Source organism: Ruegeria sp. PrR005 (assembly GCF_010500245.1).
Lineage (GTDB): Bacteria > Pseudomonadota > Alphaproteobacteria > Rhodobacterales > Rhodobacteraceae > Ruegeria_B > Ruegeria_B marisflavi.
This window is the reverse complement of the sequence record NZ_JAAGOX010000003.1, coordinates 100,856-114,517: the sequence shown is the minus strand read 5'-3', so window position 1 is coordinate 114,517 and position 13,662 is coordinate 100,856. Positions and strand designations below refer to the sequence as shown.

The 13,662-nt window shown below is 64.4% G+C and carries 14 protein-coding genes and 1 pseudogene; 4 read left to right on the top strand and 11 right to left on the bottom strand.

The window, feature by feature from the left end; translation table 11 throughout:
• Positions 1-196: 196 nt before the first annotated feature.
• The 7 genes and pseudogenes from G0P99_RS02585 to G0P99_RS02560 form a co-directional block, all read right to left on the bottom strand.
• Positions 197-979 (bottom strand): annotated as a pseudogene (locus G0P99_RS02585) (SDR family oxidoreductase); the annotation flags it as partial.
• A gap of 16 nt (positions 980-995) precedes the next feature.
• The gene (locus tag G0P99_RS02580) at positions 996-1,955 is read right to left on the bottom strand and encodes a calcium/sodium antiporter (RefSeq protein ID WP_164127398.1); all 960 of its coding nucleotides are present in this window, start codon (positions 1,953-1,955) and stop codon (positions 996-998) included.
• On the bottom strand, positions 1,952-2,122 hold the full coding sequence (locus tag G0P99_RS24405; protein WP_203582942.1) for a hypothetical protein: 171 nt from the start codon (positions 2,120-2,122) through the stop codon (positions 1,952-1,954). The genes G0P99_RS02580 and G0P99_RS24405 overlap by 4 nt, the downstream gene beginning before the upstream one ends.
• Position 2,123: 1 nt before the next feature.
• Positions 2,124-2,921 carry a S49 family peptidase gene (locus G0P99_RS02575; RefSeq protein WP_164127396.1) on the bottom strand — a complete coding sequence of 266 codons (798 nt, stop codon included), beginning with the start codon at positions 2,919-2,921 and terminating at the stop codon, positions 2,124-2,126.
• Between the two features lie 191 nt (positions 2,922-3,112).
• The gene (locus G0P99_RS02570; protein WP_164127393.1) at positions 3,113-3,874 is read right to left on the bottom strand and encodes an ABC transporter permease; all 762 of its coding nucleotides are present in this window, start codon (positions 3,872-3,874) and stop codon (positions 3,113-3,115) included.
• A complete protein-coding gene (locus tag G0P99_RS02565) occupies positions 3,871-4,800 on the bottom strand; it encodes an ABC transporter ATP-binding protein (protein ID WP_164127392.1) in 930 nt (309 codons plus the stop codon). Before G0P99_RS02565 ends, G0P99_RS02570 begins: the two co-directional genes overlap by 4 nt.
• Before the next feature lie 79 nt (positions 4,801-4,879).
• Complete coding sequence (locus tag G0P99_RS02560; RefSeq protein ID WP_164127389.1) at positions 4,880-5,395, bottom strand: CoxG family protein; 516 nt, start codon at positions 5,393-5,395, stop codon at positions 4,880-4,882.
• A gap of 179 nt (positions 5,396-5,574) precedes the next feature.
• On the opposite strand from G0P99_RS02560, the gene G0P99_RS02555 reads away from it, so the two are divergent.
• Positions 5,575-6,534 (top strand): DMT family transporter, encoded by a 960-nt coding sequence (locus G0P99_RS02555; RefSeq protein ID WP_164127387.1) that lies wholly within the window; start codon positions 5,575-5,577, stop codon positions 6,532-6,534.
• Here G0P99_RS02555 and G0P99_RS02550 read toward each other — a convergent pair.
• On the bottom strand, positions 6,518-7,807 hold the full coding sequence (locus G0P99_RS02550; protein ID WP_164127385.1) for a TAXI family TRAP transporter solute-binding subunit: 1,290 nt from the start codon (positions 7,805-7,807) through the stop codon (positions 6,518-6,520). The genes G0P99_RS02555 and G0P99_RS02550 overlap by 17 nt on opposite strands.
• Positions 7,808-7,889: 82 nt before the next feature.
• Positions 7,890-8,624, bottom strand: coding sequence for an alpha/beta hydrolase (locus tag G0P99_RS02545; RefSeq protein ID WP_164127383.1), 735 nt, complete (start codon positions 8,622-8,624; stop codon positions 7,890-7,892).
• Positions 8,625-8,902: 278 nt separating this feature from the next.
• Here G0P99_RS02545 and G0P99_RS02540 point away from each other — a divergent pair, with 278 nt between their 5' ends.
• Positions 8,903-9,343, top strand: a complete 441-nt coding sequence (locus tag G0P99_RS02540; RefSeq protein WP_164127381.1) for a helix-turn-helix domain-containing protein — start codon at positions 8,903-8,905, stop codon at positions 9,341-9,343.
• Here G0P99_RS02540 and G0P99_RS02535 read toward each other — a convergent pair.
• Entirely contained in the window at positions 9,340-10,200 is an 861-nt protein-coding gene (locus G0P99_RS02535; RefSeq protein ID WP_164127379.1) for a crotonase/enoyl-CoA hydratase family protein, read from the bottom strand. The two genes, G0P99_RS02540 and G0P99_RS02535, sit on opposite strands and share 4 nt — an antisense overlap.
• Positions 10,201-10,336: 136 nt before the next feature.
• Between G0P99_RS02535 and G0P99_RS02530 the strand changes: the two genes are divergently transcribed.
• Positions 10,337-11,431, top strand: a complete 1,095-nt coding sequence (locus tag G0P99_RS02530; protein ID WP_164127378.1) for a CaiB/BaiF CoA-transferase family protein — start codon at positions 10,337-10,339, stop codon at positions 11,429-11,431.
• Positions 11,432-11,497: 66 nt separating this feature from the next.
• Here the strand turns inward: G0P99_RS02530 and hemE are convergent, their stop codons facing one another.
• Positions 11,498-12,532 carry a uroporphyrinogen decarboxylase gene (hemE, locus tag G0P99_RS02525; RefSeq protein WP_164127376.1) on the bottom strand — a complete coding sequence of 345 codons (1,035 nt, stop codon included), beginning with the start codon at positions 12,530-12,532 and terminating at the stop codon, positions 11,498-11,500.
• A gap of 106 nt (positions 12,533-12,638) precedes the next feature.
• Between hemE and hemC the strand changes: the two genes are divergently transcribed.
• Complete coding sequence (gene hemC / locus G0P99_RS02520) at positions 12,639-13,598, top strand: hydroxymethylbilane synthase (protein WP_164127374.1); 960 nt, start codon at positions 12,639-12,641, stop codon at positions 13,596-13,598.
• Positions 13,599-13,662 lie beyond the last annotated feature (64 nt).

The following is a 13,662-nucleotide window of genomic DNA, read 5'->3' as shown; positions in this document are numbered from 1 at the left end:
ATAAGTTCTCGTGAGGTAGAAATTTCCCTTCAAACTCGGGGTCTTTGGTGATTTGCCTAAAAAATAGGCAACCTCGCAACTGGCTGTTTTTAATGAATAAAAATTTGATCTAAATACAAGCTCATGAAATCAAAGGGATTTTTGTAACGCTTTCGCAACAGGAATGTGAACGGTGCAAAACTTGAGCCGCAAAAGCTCATTCAACCCCGATCACATCGGGCGTGCGCCATCCCAGGTGTTGCCCGCCATCGACGCAAAGCAACTGCCCCGTGACTGCGGGAGCGTCGAGGAAATAGCCCAAAGCGGCGGTAATATCCTGCGGGTTTGATCCACGCCCAGAGATTGTGTTCGCCCGTTGCGCCGCGAAATGCTCGGGCGACTGGCGATGACCTTTCAGCGTCGGGCCGGGGCCGATCGCGTTGACCCGGATCGCGGGTGTCAGCGCCTGTGCGCTGGTTTGGGTCATGGTCCACAACGCCGCCTTGGCCAGCGTATAGGTCATGAACTCCGGCGTCAGCTTGCGCACCCGCATGTCGATCATGTTTATGATCAGCCCGGTCGCCATCGGCTCGCCAGCGTCGTCCGCGACGGGCTGCAACCCCTGCGCCGCCATCGCCTGTGTCAGCACGAAGGGCGCGCGCAGATTGCTTTCTATATGCCGGTCCCAACTGGTCCGGCTGGCGCTGGTCAGGCTGTCATATTCAAAGATCGAGGCATTGTTGACCAGGCAGGTGATCGGGCCCCCCAGCCTCTCTGCCGCCTCGGGCAGCAGTGCCTGTGTCTGGGCTTCGTCCAGCAGGTCGGCGGGCAGGGCAACGGCCGCGCGGCCCATGGACCGGATCTGGGCGGCAACGGCCTCGGCATCGTGTTCGGAACTGGCATAGTGCACACCGACATCAAAGCCGCGCTGTGCCAGGTAGAGCGCCATCGCCTTGCCCAGCCGTTGCCCGGCCCCGGTTACCAACGCGCGTGCCATGTGGCTCTCCTCTCGCCGCCTAGACCAGAACGATCACCACGTAACCGATGTACATGGCGCTCAGCACCGCCCCCCAGAACCGGTTTATGTCCAGCTTGAAGAACACGAAGGGGATCAGCAGCAACGAGGCCGCCAGCATCACCCAGAGGTCGAATTCCAGAAACGAAGGATCGACCGGGATCGGTCCGAACAGCGTGGCGACACCGACGATCGCCAGCAGGTTGAACATGTTCGACCCGATCACGTTGCCCAGCGCCACATCGGCCTGGCGGCGCAGCGCGGCCATCACCGTGGTTGCCAGTTCCGGCAGGGACGTGCCCAGCGCCACCAGCGTCAGCCCGATCACCGTTTCACTGACCCCATAGGTGCGCGCGATGACCGAAGCGTTGTCGACCAGCAGATGCGCCCCCATCGGGAGGCCCAAAAGACCCAGCGCTAGGAACATGCCGATCCGCCACCAGGGCATGTTCGGGTCAGCCTCTTCCAGAACTTCCAGATCGTCGTCCGCGCAGGCGGCGCCACAAGCCTTGCGATGGGCATGCGCCTCGCGAAAGGCATTGGCCAGCATCAGACCCAGACCCGCCAGCAGGATCATCCCGCTGGTCACCGTGAAGGTGCCGCAGAACGCCAGCCCGATGAACAGGACCGAGGCGAGCAGCATCAGCACATAGTTGCGCCGTGTATCGCACTCGCTGGTGTGCAGCGTCGCCAGCAGTGCGGGCAAACCAAGTACCAGCAGGATATTTGCGGTGTTCGAACCCACCACATTGCCCAGCGCGATGCCGGGCGCGTTTTCCTGTACCGCCTTGATCGAGATCAGCAGTTCCGGCGCCGAGGTTCCAAAGGCGACGATCGTCAGGCTGACGATCAGCGCCGGCACGCCCAGCCGCAGGCTGAGATTGACCGCGCCCCGTACAAGCGCGTCACCGGCCAGAAGCAGGATCAACAGCCCCAGTCCAGACAGGACCCATGCCATCATGCGCGGCCTCCATGCCCGCAGGCGCAGGGACCCTTGCCGATCCTGTAGCGGCCGCAGCGCGGGCATTTTGCCGAGCTCAGCCGCCGCGCACCGGGGAACCGCAGCCGCCCGAACATGGCAAGCACCGCGATGGCGACCAGAAAGAGGGTGACGATCTTGACCAGCATGTCAGAGGCCGAACCGCGCGAAGGCGGCCCGCTCTTCTATGCCGCCCAGCGCGTCTTCGGCCAACGACAGGCCGAACCGCGACCAGACCGGACGGCGCATTCCGTAGCGGCGGAACCGCACCTTGTCGCCATACCGTTCCTGCATCTTGGGTTTCAGGTGCCCGATCCCGTCGATCAGCCCCAGATCGCGCGCCCGTGCGCCCAACCAGATCTCGCCCGTGAACAGGTCCTCGGACAGATCCAGCCGTGCCCCGCGCCGGGCCTTTACGTGGTCGATGAAATTCTTGTGAATGTCACCCAAGATGCCCTTAAGCCGGGCGATATCCTCGTCCTTTTCCGGGCTGAACGGGTCGAGCATGGATTTCGACTTTCCCGCCGTGTGGACCCGCCGTTCGATCCCCTGTCGGGCCAGGAACACATGCGCGCCGAACCCGGCCGAAATGACGCCGATGGATCCCAGGATCGAACTGTCGTCGGCCCAGATCTCGTCGGCGGCGCAGGCCAGCCAGTATCCGCCCGAGGCGGCCACATCCTCGACAAAGGCATAGACCGGCACATCCAACTCGTCCGCCAGCCGCCGGATCCGCGCGCCGATCAGCGAGCTTTGCACCGGTGAGCCGCCGGGCGAGTTGATTTCGAGCGCAATGGCCGCCGGTTTGCCCTTGCGAAAGGCGCGTTCCAGCACGGGGGCTAGCGAGGTGTCATTGAGCGACCCGCGCCCGGTCATGCCGATGGCACCGGACAGGCGAACCACGGCCACCAGCGGCGGCTTTTTCAGAAAGGGCAGGGCGAGTGTCATGGCAGCCGATGTAGAGCTCCACTGTCCGACAAACAAGACGCGGACGGGAACAGAAACGCCACGGCAACAATTTTCCCACACAATCGCACGACTTGAAGGTCGGGCCTGTCTATCGCTCTGCGCGCGATGCTTCCGGCGGGAGTTTTTTCGACCTGAAGGAAACGCATGCCTTTTGGGCATCCTGCCGCGTCTCAGTTGCGGATGCGCCAGCCGGTGCGGAAGATCCAGCCGATCACCGCCAGGCACAAGCCGGTAAAGGCGGCGATCGCCAGAAGGCTCAGCGCGACCGGGACGTCGGCCAGCCCGTAGAACGACCAGCGGAAGCCTGAAATCAGGTAGACCACCGGGTTGAACAGCGTGATGGTCTGCCAGACCGGGGGCAGCATCGAGATGCTGTAGAACGTGCCGCCCAGAAAGATCAGCGGCGTCACCACCAGTTGCGGCACCAGCGACATCTGTTCGAAATTGCTGGCCCAGATGCCGATGATGAAGCCCAGAAGCGAAAAGCTCAGGCAGGTCAGAACCAGAAAGGCCACCATCGCCAGAGGGTGCTCGATGCGTAGCTCGACAAAGAAACTGGCGGTCACCAGGATCACCACGCCCACGAATAGCGCCTTGGTCGCCGCCGCGCCGACATAACCGATAACGATTTCGATGAAATTCACCGGCGCCGACAGCAACTCGTAGATCGTGCCCAGGAATTTCGGAAAATAGATGCCGAAGGAGGCGTTCGAGATCGCCAGCATCACCACCGACAGCATCACAAGCCCCGGCACGATGAAGGCGCCATAAGAGACGCCCTCGATCTCTTGGATGCGGCTGCCGATAGCGGTGCCGAAGACCACGAAATAGAGCGAGGTGCTCAGTACCGGCGAAATGAAGCTCTGTGTCAGGGTGCGAAAGAACCGGGCCATCTCGAACCGGTAAATGGCGGCAATGGCGGCCCAGTTCATGGTGTTTCTCCCTTTACCAGGGTGACGAATATCTCTTCCAGACTTGATTGCCGGGTTGCCACGTCGCGCAGCACCAGACCGGCCTCAGCCACGTCGTTGAGCAGTTTGGTGATGCCGGTGCGGTCGGCATGGGTGTCATAGGTGTAAAGCAGCTCGTCACCCGCCCCGTTCAGTTCCAGATTGTGCCGGGCCAGCGCCGGTGGAATGGCCGTTATCGGGCGTGACAGCATCACCGACAGATGCTTCTTGCCCATCCGTGCCATTAGCTTGGCCTTGTCCTCGACCAGCAAGAGCTCACCCTTGTTGATCACGCCGATCCGGTCGGCAATGGCCTCGGCCTCTTCGATGTAATGGGTGGTCAGGATGATGGTGACGCCCGCGGCCTTCAGCTCGGCCACGATGTCCCACATGTCCTTGCGCAGTTCCACGTCGACCCCGGCGGTGGGTTCGTCCAGGAACAACACACGGGGATCATGCGCGAGCGCCTTGGCGATCAGCACCCGGCGTTTCATGCCGCCCGACAGTTCCTTGATCGCGTTGCGGCGCTTGTCCCAGAGCGAGAGTTTGCGCAGCACCTCCTCGATCCGGCCGTCATCGGCGCGTTTGCCGAACAGCCCGCGCGAGAAACGGACGGTGTTCATCACCTTCTCGAACGGTTCCAGCGCGATCTCCTGCGGCACCAGCCCGATCATCCGGCGGGCGGCGCGGAAATCGGCCTGGATGTCGTGCCCCCCCACAGTAACGCTGCCCGAGCTCGGCGTTGTGATACCGCAGACAGTCGAGATCAGCGTGGTCTTGCCCGCGCCGTTGGGGCCGAGCAGCGCCAGGATCTCGCCTTCGCGGATATCCAGCGTGACGCCCTTCAGCGCCTCGAACCCGTCGGCATATGATTTCCGCAGGTCCCGGATCGAAAGTATGGTGTTCATGCGCCTGATCCCGTTCTCGCGGCGAACCTACAGGCTGGATGTGGACAGGAACAGGCCGAATTTGCGCGCCGCCACGTCCTCAGTCGCGTCCGGTGAGCCGACCCAGCCAGCCCTTCCTCTCCTCCGGCGAGTCCTTGTCCTCGTCTGTGGGCGGTGGCGCGAATTGCGCTGTCAGCGTGTCAAAGAACTGGTCGGCCATTTTCTTGGCAAAGCCGTCGATCAGACGGCTGCCCAGCTGCGCCAGCTTGCCGCCGACCCGGGCCTCGACATCATAGCTCAGCAAGGTGCCGCCGCTCTCCGAAGGCGCGAAACGCACGCTGGCGCCGCCCTTGGCAAAGCCTGCCGCGCCCCCCTTTCCCTCGCCTGCGATAGTCAGGGACTCGCCCGGAACCATGTCCGACATGGTCACAGTTCCCTGGAAAGTCGCCTTTACCGGCCCAACCTTTTGCACGACGGTGGCGGTGTATCCCTCCTCGGGATTGCCGGTCACCTCCTGCGCGCCGGGCACGCATGCCAGAAGCACCGCCGGATCCAGCAGGGCGGCATAGACGGTGGCGGGGTCTGCCGCGATTTCGCGGGTATCGCTCATCTGCATAGGGCGCACTCCTTGTCGCAAAGGCCAGGTTTGATCCAGACCTAGCCCCCTCTGTGGTCGCAAGCAACACGGGGCGCCATCGAAATACGGAATTGCACACCGGCATTCCCGTGATACCCCTGAGGGCGGAGCCCTGTCACAGATGGATCAAGCGGCGGATGAAGCAAACCAGTGCAGCCATGGCTACGGCCGGAATCGTCTATGTCCTGGTGGGCATGACGGCGATTTCGGTCAACGACATGCTGATCAAGCAGCTGTCGGGCGATTACCCGCTGCACCAGATCGTCTTTGTCCGTTCGGGTGTGGGGATCCTGTTCTCGCTGATTCTGGTCCAGGCCGAAGGTGGTCTGTCGATCCTGAAAACCCGCCAACCCTTCCTCCACCTGCTGCGGGGCCTCTTGGTGGTGGTGTCCAACATGACTTATTTCGTGGCGCTTGCGGTGATGCCGCTGGCCGACGCCACAGCGCTGTTCTTTGCCGCGCCGCTCTTCATCACGCTGCTGTCGATCCCGATCCTCGGTGAACGGGTGGGGCCGATGCGGATGGCTGCCGTGGTTGTTGGCTTTGGCGGCGTGATCCTGATGCAGCGCCCGTGGGAGGGGACGGCCGCGCTGGAGGTCAACCGTCTCGTTCTGCTGCTCCCGGTCGTCTCGGCGCTCACCTACGCGCTTTTGCAGCTGATGACGCGCAAGTTGGGCGCGACCACTCGCGCCTCGGCTCTGGCGGTCTATATCCAGGCGATGTTCATCGTGGTGTCGGCCTTGTTCTATGTGATCGCCGGCGACGGGCATTATGTCCAAGGGGTCAGCGACCCCAGCCTGATTTTCCTGCTGCGCGCCTGGATCTGGCCGGGGGATGGCGACTGGATCTACCTGCTGGGCCTGGGCCTGAATTCTGCTGTCATCGGCTACTGCCTGGCGCAGGCCTATCGGCTGGCCGATGCCGCCACGGTTGCGCCCTTCGAATATGTCGGCCTTCCGCTCGCCGTGCTCTGGGGCTGGCTGATCTGGAACGAACTGCCCGATTGGGAGGTCTGGGCGGGTATGGCGCTGATCGCGGGCTCCGGTCTGTTCGTGTTCTTCCGCGAGCGAGCCAAGGCGCGCGTGGTCGCCCGGGCCGAGGTCAAGGCGCGTTACTAGACCGCTCCGCCTGCAACCGCGTCCGCCGGATTTCGCTCAGCCGGTTCTGCACCAGTTCCAGATGCAGACGGGCGTCGTACTGGCTCTGTCGATAGGCGGTCGGCAGGCGCATCGCCGCCAGGCGGTCCTCCACTTCGGCCAGCCGCACCTGCATGTCCGAAAGGTCATCCGTCGACGGATTGTTGACCAATTCCTCCTCGACGCGGCGGATTTCGGGGTAATAGCGCCAGACCCGCCAACGCATCACATAGGCATAGGCCGCGGGTATCAGCCGCAGCAGCGGCACCACCACGAAGAAGAACGGCAGCACCAGCAGCAGCACCCGGTTGATCTGTGCCGCCACCCAATAGGGCAGCCAATCATGCCAGGTCGATGGGCCCTCGAGGATCAGCTGGCGCGCGGTGTTGTTCACCACCAGCCCTGCGCCTTCGATCGAGGGGAAGCGGCCCGGATCGGTGATGATTCCCCGGCCGCCATGCAGCTCGATCGCGGCCATGGCCAGCCGGTTGACCAGCGCCGGATGCAACCCCTCCTGTACCGCCAGCCGGGCCTCCAGCGCGACCAGCGTGCGCGCCACCGGCGGCAAAACCGGCGCCAGCGACATGCCGCCGGCGGGCACCGTTACCACGCCCGCGTATTCCATCCGGCGCGAGATCGCCTCGACATGATCCAGCGGCAGCACACCCAGCGACAGGTGGCCATAGGCCTCGATCAGATAGGGCGCATCGACCGGGGCCACGAAAATGGCGATGTCGATTTCGTTGCGCAACACCGCTCCGGCAGCTTCGGAATAGGGCATTTGCACATGGGTGTTCGCGTCGTGGCGCAGACCCACCGCGGCCTCGAAATCGCGAAACGCGGCCTCGGTCCCGGATCCGGGCATGCCGCTTGCGATCCGCAGCCCCGACCAGTTGGCCGGGTTGCGTTGGATCGGTGCATCGCGCCGGATCAGAAACACCATGGGTTCGTAGAAAATCGTGCCGACCGCCTCGACCGTGTCACTCGGTACAGCAATGCCGCCCTGCAACAGCGCGGCGTCCACCTTGCCCTCGGCCATCAGCCGGGCGTTTTCGGCGGAACCGGCGGTATAGGCGATCTCCAGATGGATTCCGTCCCGCGCCAGCACCTCTTGGTATTTCCCGGCAATCTGCGCATAGGCGCCATTTTCGGGCCCGGCGGCCATCACGATCCGGTCGGGGGGATGCAGATGCGCAAAGATCGCCCAGACAATCGCCACGACAACCGCAAAACATATCAGTAGCCAGGCGCGCATCGCTTCCCCAAAAGCATAACACAATCCGGTATGACGCTATTGGCCCGGACCGGGCATGGCAAGTTTTTCGGCTTGCCCAAGGTTAGGCGGCCACGTCTTGCGCACAGCCTGTATCCTGCCCGGTCTGGCGCCCGGACAGAAAGTCAACCGTCCGGTCCAGCGCCTCAGGGTCGCGCAGGATCCGGGAATGGCCCAAGCCCTCGGTCGCAATCAGGCAGGCGCCGGGCCAGTAGCGCGCCAAGGTGGCTCCGTCGCGGAAGGGTACGATGCCATCGCCGCGATCATGAAAAACCAGCAGGGGGTTCGTCAGGCTCCGCGCGATGTCGCGCCCGCGCAGCGCCTCCATCGGAACCCCCAGCCGCGTTTCCAGACGATGTTGTGTTCGGCCCGCGACCCGCGTCGAGAATCCCAGGAACCCTGCAAGCCGGAACAGGTGGTCCGACATGTCCTCGGGCGGCGCGAAATAGACGAGGCGGCCGATCTTGGCCCCCTGTCCCAGCGCCAGTGTCGCCGCCGCAGCGCCGACGGAATGTGCCACAACTCCGGCCAAAGGGCCCAGATGGCCCGCGACATGCATGACCACCTGCGCATATTCGGGCAGCGAGAACCGTCCGCCTGGCGCCGCGCCATGCCCGGGCGCATCAAAGGTGACGACGCTGAACCCTGCCGCGACCAGGGGCGCCGCAAGGATCGCCATCTGACTGCCGCGCCCACTCATGCCATGGATCAGCAGCACCGTCGGGCCATACCCCCAGTGATAGAGCGGAATGCGCATGCCGCCCGTCAGTTCCAGATGATCGATCCGCGCGTCTGCCATCCAATCCCGTTCGTGCGCAGGAACCGCATACCGGCGCGGCGTTGTGAACAGACGCTCCAAGATCCACGACGAGAGCCCCGGAGCCCCGCGAGACGCGAGGGCGGCGGCCAGCCTCGTCAACCGTATTGCCAAAGGGTCGGGATGGGTGGGCCGGTTAAGCGGGCCGGACGGATCTGTGATCGACATTCCTGATTCCTTTATAAGTTCCAAAACAGAACTCACTGTGCCTGAGTAAGTTCTTATTTGGAACCCATAAATTTCGTGCTAAGTCTGCGGACATGAAATGGAGCGATCTCGATCACGATTCCTGCCCGGTCGCCCGCGCCATGTCGGTGGTGGGCGACCGTTGGACCCTGCTTATCCTGCGCGAGGCGTTTCTGGGTACCCGCCGGTTCGACGGGTTTCAGGACCGCCTTGGCATAACCCGCCACCTTTTGGCGGAACGGCTCAAGAAGCTTGAGGCGCTGGGCCTGATGCACCGCGCTCCCTATCAGGAGCGGCCCCTTAGGCATGAATACCGGCTGACCCCGGCGGGACGTGCCTTTGGCCCGGTCATGCTGATGCTCGTCGATTGGGCCACCGACAACCTGCCCAGCGATCTGCCACCGCCGATCCGCGTCGTCTCGCACACGGACGGGCACGAGGTCGACCCGGTTTTGGTCGATCGCGCCACCGGCGCGCTCCTGACCTACGAGACGATGAGGCTCCGGCGAACCTAGCGGTTGCGCTTTGGGATTTCCTCGTTCGCGGTCCAATCCCAGGTGCCCTGGTCGCGCTCGTCCACCGCCTGTTTCCAGCCCACCGCCTCGGCGCGCTCCTTGAAATGGATGCCTTCGGGGCTGTGCCGGGTGATGCCGTCGAAAATCGTCGCCAGCCGCTGCGTCTGCATCAGTCCGGTCTGCTCGATCGCCTGGTTGATCACCAGTTTCTGCATCGCCAGCTGGTTGATCGGCACGGTGGCCATGCGCGCGGCCAGCTCCTCGACCCGGTCGTCCAGATGCTCCGCCGGCACCGCCTCCAGCACCAGCCCCATATCCGCTGCCTGACGCCCGGTGATCTTGTCGCCGGTGAACAGTATCCGCTTGGCCCGCTCGGCGCCCAGCCGATAGACCCACATTGCGGTGGTAGGGCAACCCCAGACCCGTGTCGGCATGTACCCGATCTGCGCGTCTTCGGCCATGATCGTCATATCGGCGCACAGCGCGATATCCGACCCGCCCGCCACCGCGAAGCCGTGCACCTTGCACAGCACCGGTTTCACCGCCCGCCAAAGCGACATGAAATGTTGGGTATTGGCCCACATGAACCGGTAATCCTTGATCGGGTCCCAGGGCATCGGCTGGGTCACATCGCCCGCCCCGTTGCCCTCGGCGTAATAGGTCAGGTCATAGCCCGCGCAAAATGCACGCCCCGCCCCGGACAGCACCATCACATGCACACCGGGATCGGCATCGGCCCGCGCGACCGCCGCGGCCAGCGCACCCGGCAGCTCGTCATTGATGGCGTTCATCACCTCGGGCCGGTTCAGTGTGATCCGGGCAATACGCCCGTCCTTTTCATATGCGACAACGGACATGTCTCTCTCCCTGATTGCACCCCAGCAGAGCATGCAAAACGGCGCGCACAAAACGCAACGCCACGTCATGCGGCACTGCCGCGCTTGATTTCGGCGCGCGGGGCCGGGAACCTGCCACAAAGAAAAGGAGAGCATCATGCTGAACGGCATCCGCATCGTCGAGATCGAGGGGCTGGGCCCCGGACCCTTTGCCGCCATGCTGCTGGCAGATCTGGGCGCTGATGTGATCACCGTGCACCGCAAGGGCGGCGCGGTGACACCGGGCATGCCGGAACGCTCGCTTCTGGATCGCGGCAAACGCTCCATCGCGCTCGACCTCAAGGATGCGGCCGACATTGCGACCGCCCGCGCCCTGATCGCCAGCGCCGATGCCCTGATCGAAGGCTTCCGCCCCGGCGTGATGGAGAAACTGGGCCTTGGCCCCGAGGATTGCCATGCGCTGAACCCGGCGCTGGTCTATGGCCGGATGACCGGCTGGGGCCAGGACGGGCCGCTGTCCCATGCCGCCGGGCACGACCTCAACTATATCTCGCTCTCGGGCGCGCTCTGGTACGGCTCGGCCCCCGGCGACGCGCCGCAGACGCCCGCCACGCTGGTGGGTGATATTGGCGGCGGCGCCATGTATCTGGTCACCGGCCTGCTGGCCGGCCTGCTGAACGCCCGCGCCACCGGGCAGGGCACCGTGGTCGATGCCGCGATCTATGACGGCTCGGCCCATATGATGAACCTGCTGATGAGCCTCGGCCAGACCGGCAGCCTGTCAAAGACGCGCGGCCGCAGCCTGCTTGACGGCCCGCATTGGAGCCGCACCTATACCTGCGCCGATGGCGGCCATGTCACCGTGCAATGCCTGGAACCCAAGTTCTACGCGCTCTTCCTCGACCGCCTTGGCCTGTCAGACGACGCTGAGTTTCAGCAGCAGTTCAACCCGAAACTCTGGCCCGCACTCACCGCTCGCCTCGCCGGGCTCTTCGTGACCCAGCCGCGCGACCATTGGGCGAACCTCTTCCTCGGTACCGACGCCTGTGTCGCTCCGGTGCTCAGCCCGCACGAGGCGCAGCACCACCCGATGAATGCCGCCCGCCGCACCTGGGCCGAGGTCGACGGCGCGCTTCAGGCCGCGCCCGCGCCCCGTTTCAAAGACCAAGACTGGCAGCCAAGACCCAGCCCCTCGCGCGGTGAACACACGGCCGAGATACTGGCCGAACTGGGCCAGCCTGGGACTCCCTGACCCGCCCCTTCATTTCGCCCAAAATACTCCGGGGAGCGCGAGGGGCAGCGCCCCTCGCTCCTGCACTCAACCCTTGCGCACCGTGTCGATCATCAGCTGCACGTTCTCCGGGTCTGCATCCGGCGTGATGCCATGGCCCAGGTTGAAGATATGCGGCCCCTTGGAAAACGCCTCGACAATGCGCCGCGTCTCATCCACCAGCGCCTGACCGCCGGTCACCATATGCGACGAGGCAAGGTTGCCCTGCACGCAGCCGTCCACTTGCACATGCGCCGCCGCCCAGTTCGGCGTCACCGAATTATCCAGCGCCACGCAATCCACGCCGGTGGCCTTGGCAAAGCCGACATAGCCCTCACCCGCCTCGCGCGGAAATCCGATCACCGGGATACCGGGATGCCGCGCCTTCAGCGCCTGGGTGATCTCGCGGCAAGGCTCCAGCGCATACTTGGTGAACGCCTCACCCTTCAGCGACCCGGCCCAGCTGTCGAATATCTTGACCACTTCGGCGCCTGCCTCGATCTGGGCGTTCAGGTATTCGATGGTGGCCGCTGTCAGCCGTGCTATCAGCGCATCGAACAGCGCCGGACTGCCCTCGCGCAGCGCATGCGCCGGGCCCTGATCCGGTGTGCCGCGCCCGGCGATCATATAGGTCGCAACGGTCCAGGGTGCCCCGGCAAAGCCGATCAGCGCCGTCTCTGACGGCAATTCGCGGGTCAGGATACGAACTGTTTCATAGATTGGTGCCAACGTCTCGTGGATCGCCTCGACCGGCTTCAGCCGGTCGAATTCCGCCTGCGACCCGATGGTCGACAGACGCGGCCCCTCGCCCGTCTCGAACCACAGATCGGCGCCCAGCGCCTGCGGCACCAGCAGGATATCGGCAAACAGGATCGCTGCGTCGAAGCCATAGCGGCGGATCGGTTGCAGCGTCACCTCGGCGGCCAGCTCGGGGTTATAGCAAAGCGACAGGAAATCGCCCGCCTGTGCGCGGGTGGCGCGATACTCCGGCAGGTATCGTCCGGCCTGCCGCATCATCCAGATCGGCGGGGTGTCCAGCACCTCGCCCGCCAGCGTCCGCAGCAGTTTCTTTGTCTCGGCCATATCCGCCCCCATCCTTCACTTTGCGCCACGGGTCTGCGTTCGGCGGCAATTTGTCAAGCGCAGCCCCCATTGTCAGGGCAATGTGACGCGACTAAAGCTGGCGTCCATGAAAATCGTACTTCCCTCTCCCGCATCGCCGCTGAAGATCGGCACCCGTGGCTCGCCTTTGGCGCTGGCGCAGGCGTATGAGACCCGCCGCCGCCTTGGCGCCGCCTTCGACCTGCCCGAGGACGCGTTCGATATCGTGGTGATCTCGACCACCGGCGATAATCGCGCGATGATCGAAGCCGACCGCCCGCTGAAAGAGATCGGCAACAAGGGCCTCTTTACCAAGGAAATCGAAGAGGCGATGTTGCGCGGCGATATCGACATCGCGGTGCATTCGACCAAGGATATGCCGGTGGAACAGCCCGCCGGTCTGGTGCTCGATACCTTCCTGCCGCGCGAGGATGTGCGCGACGCCTTCATCTCGCCCAACCATTCGGCGATCCGCGACCTGCCGCTGGGGGCCGTGGTCGGTACCTCGTCGCTGCGCCGCAAGGCGCAGCTGCTCAATCGCCGTCCCGACCTCAAGGTGGTCGAGTTCCGCGGCAATGTGCAGACCCGCCTGCGCAAACTGTCCGAGGGCGTGGCCGAATGCACCTTCCTTGCCATGGCCGGTATCCGGCGACTGAACATGGCCGAGGTGCCCGCCACCGCAATCTCGCCTGACGACATGCTGCCCGCCATCGCGCAGGGGGCCATCGGGATCGAGCGACGCGCCGATGATACCCGCGCTGCCAACATGCTGGCCGCCATCCACCATGGCGAGACAGGTCAACGGCTGGCCGCCGAGCGCGCGCTGCTGGCCGCGCTCGACGGATCCTGCGAAACCCCAATCGCCGGTCTGGCCGAGCTGGACGGCACCACCCTGCGCCTGCGCGGCGAGGTGCTGCGCCCCGACGGGTCCGAGGCGATCGCGCTCGACCGCAGCGGCGACGTGACCGACGGCCCGGCACTGGGCACTGAGATGGCGCACGACCTGCTGACCCAGGCGGGACCGGGCTTCTTCGCCTGGCGCGGCTGACCACCCGCGCGGCCTTTGCCGCTTTGTCATCGCCGGTTCCACGGGCATAGTAGGCGGGGCGCAT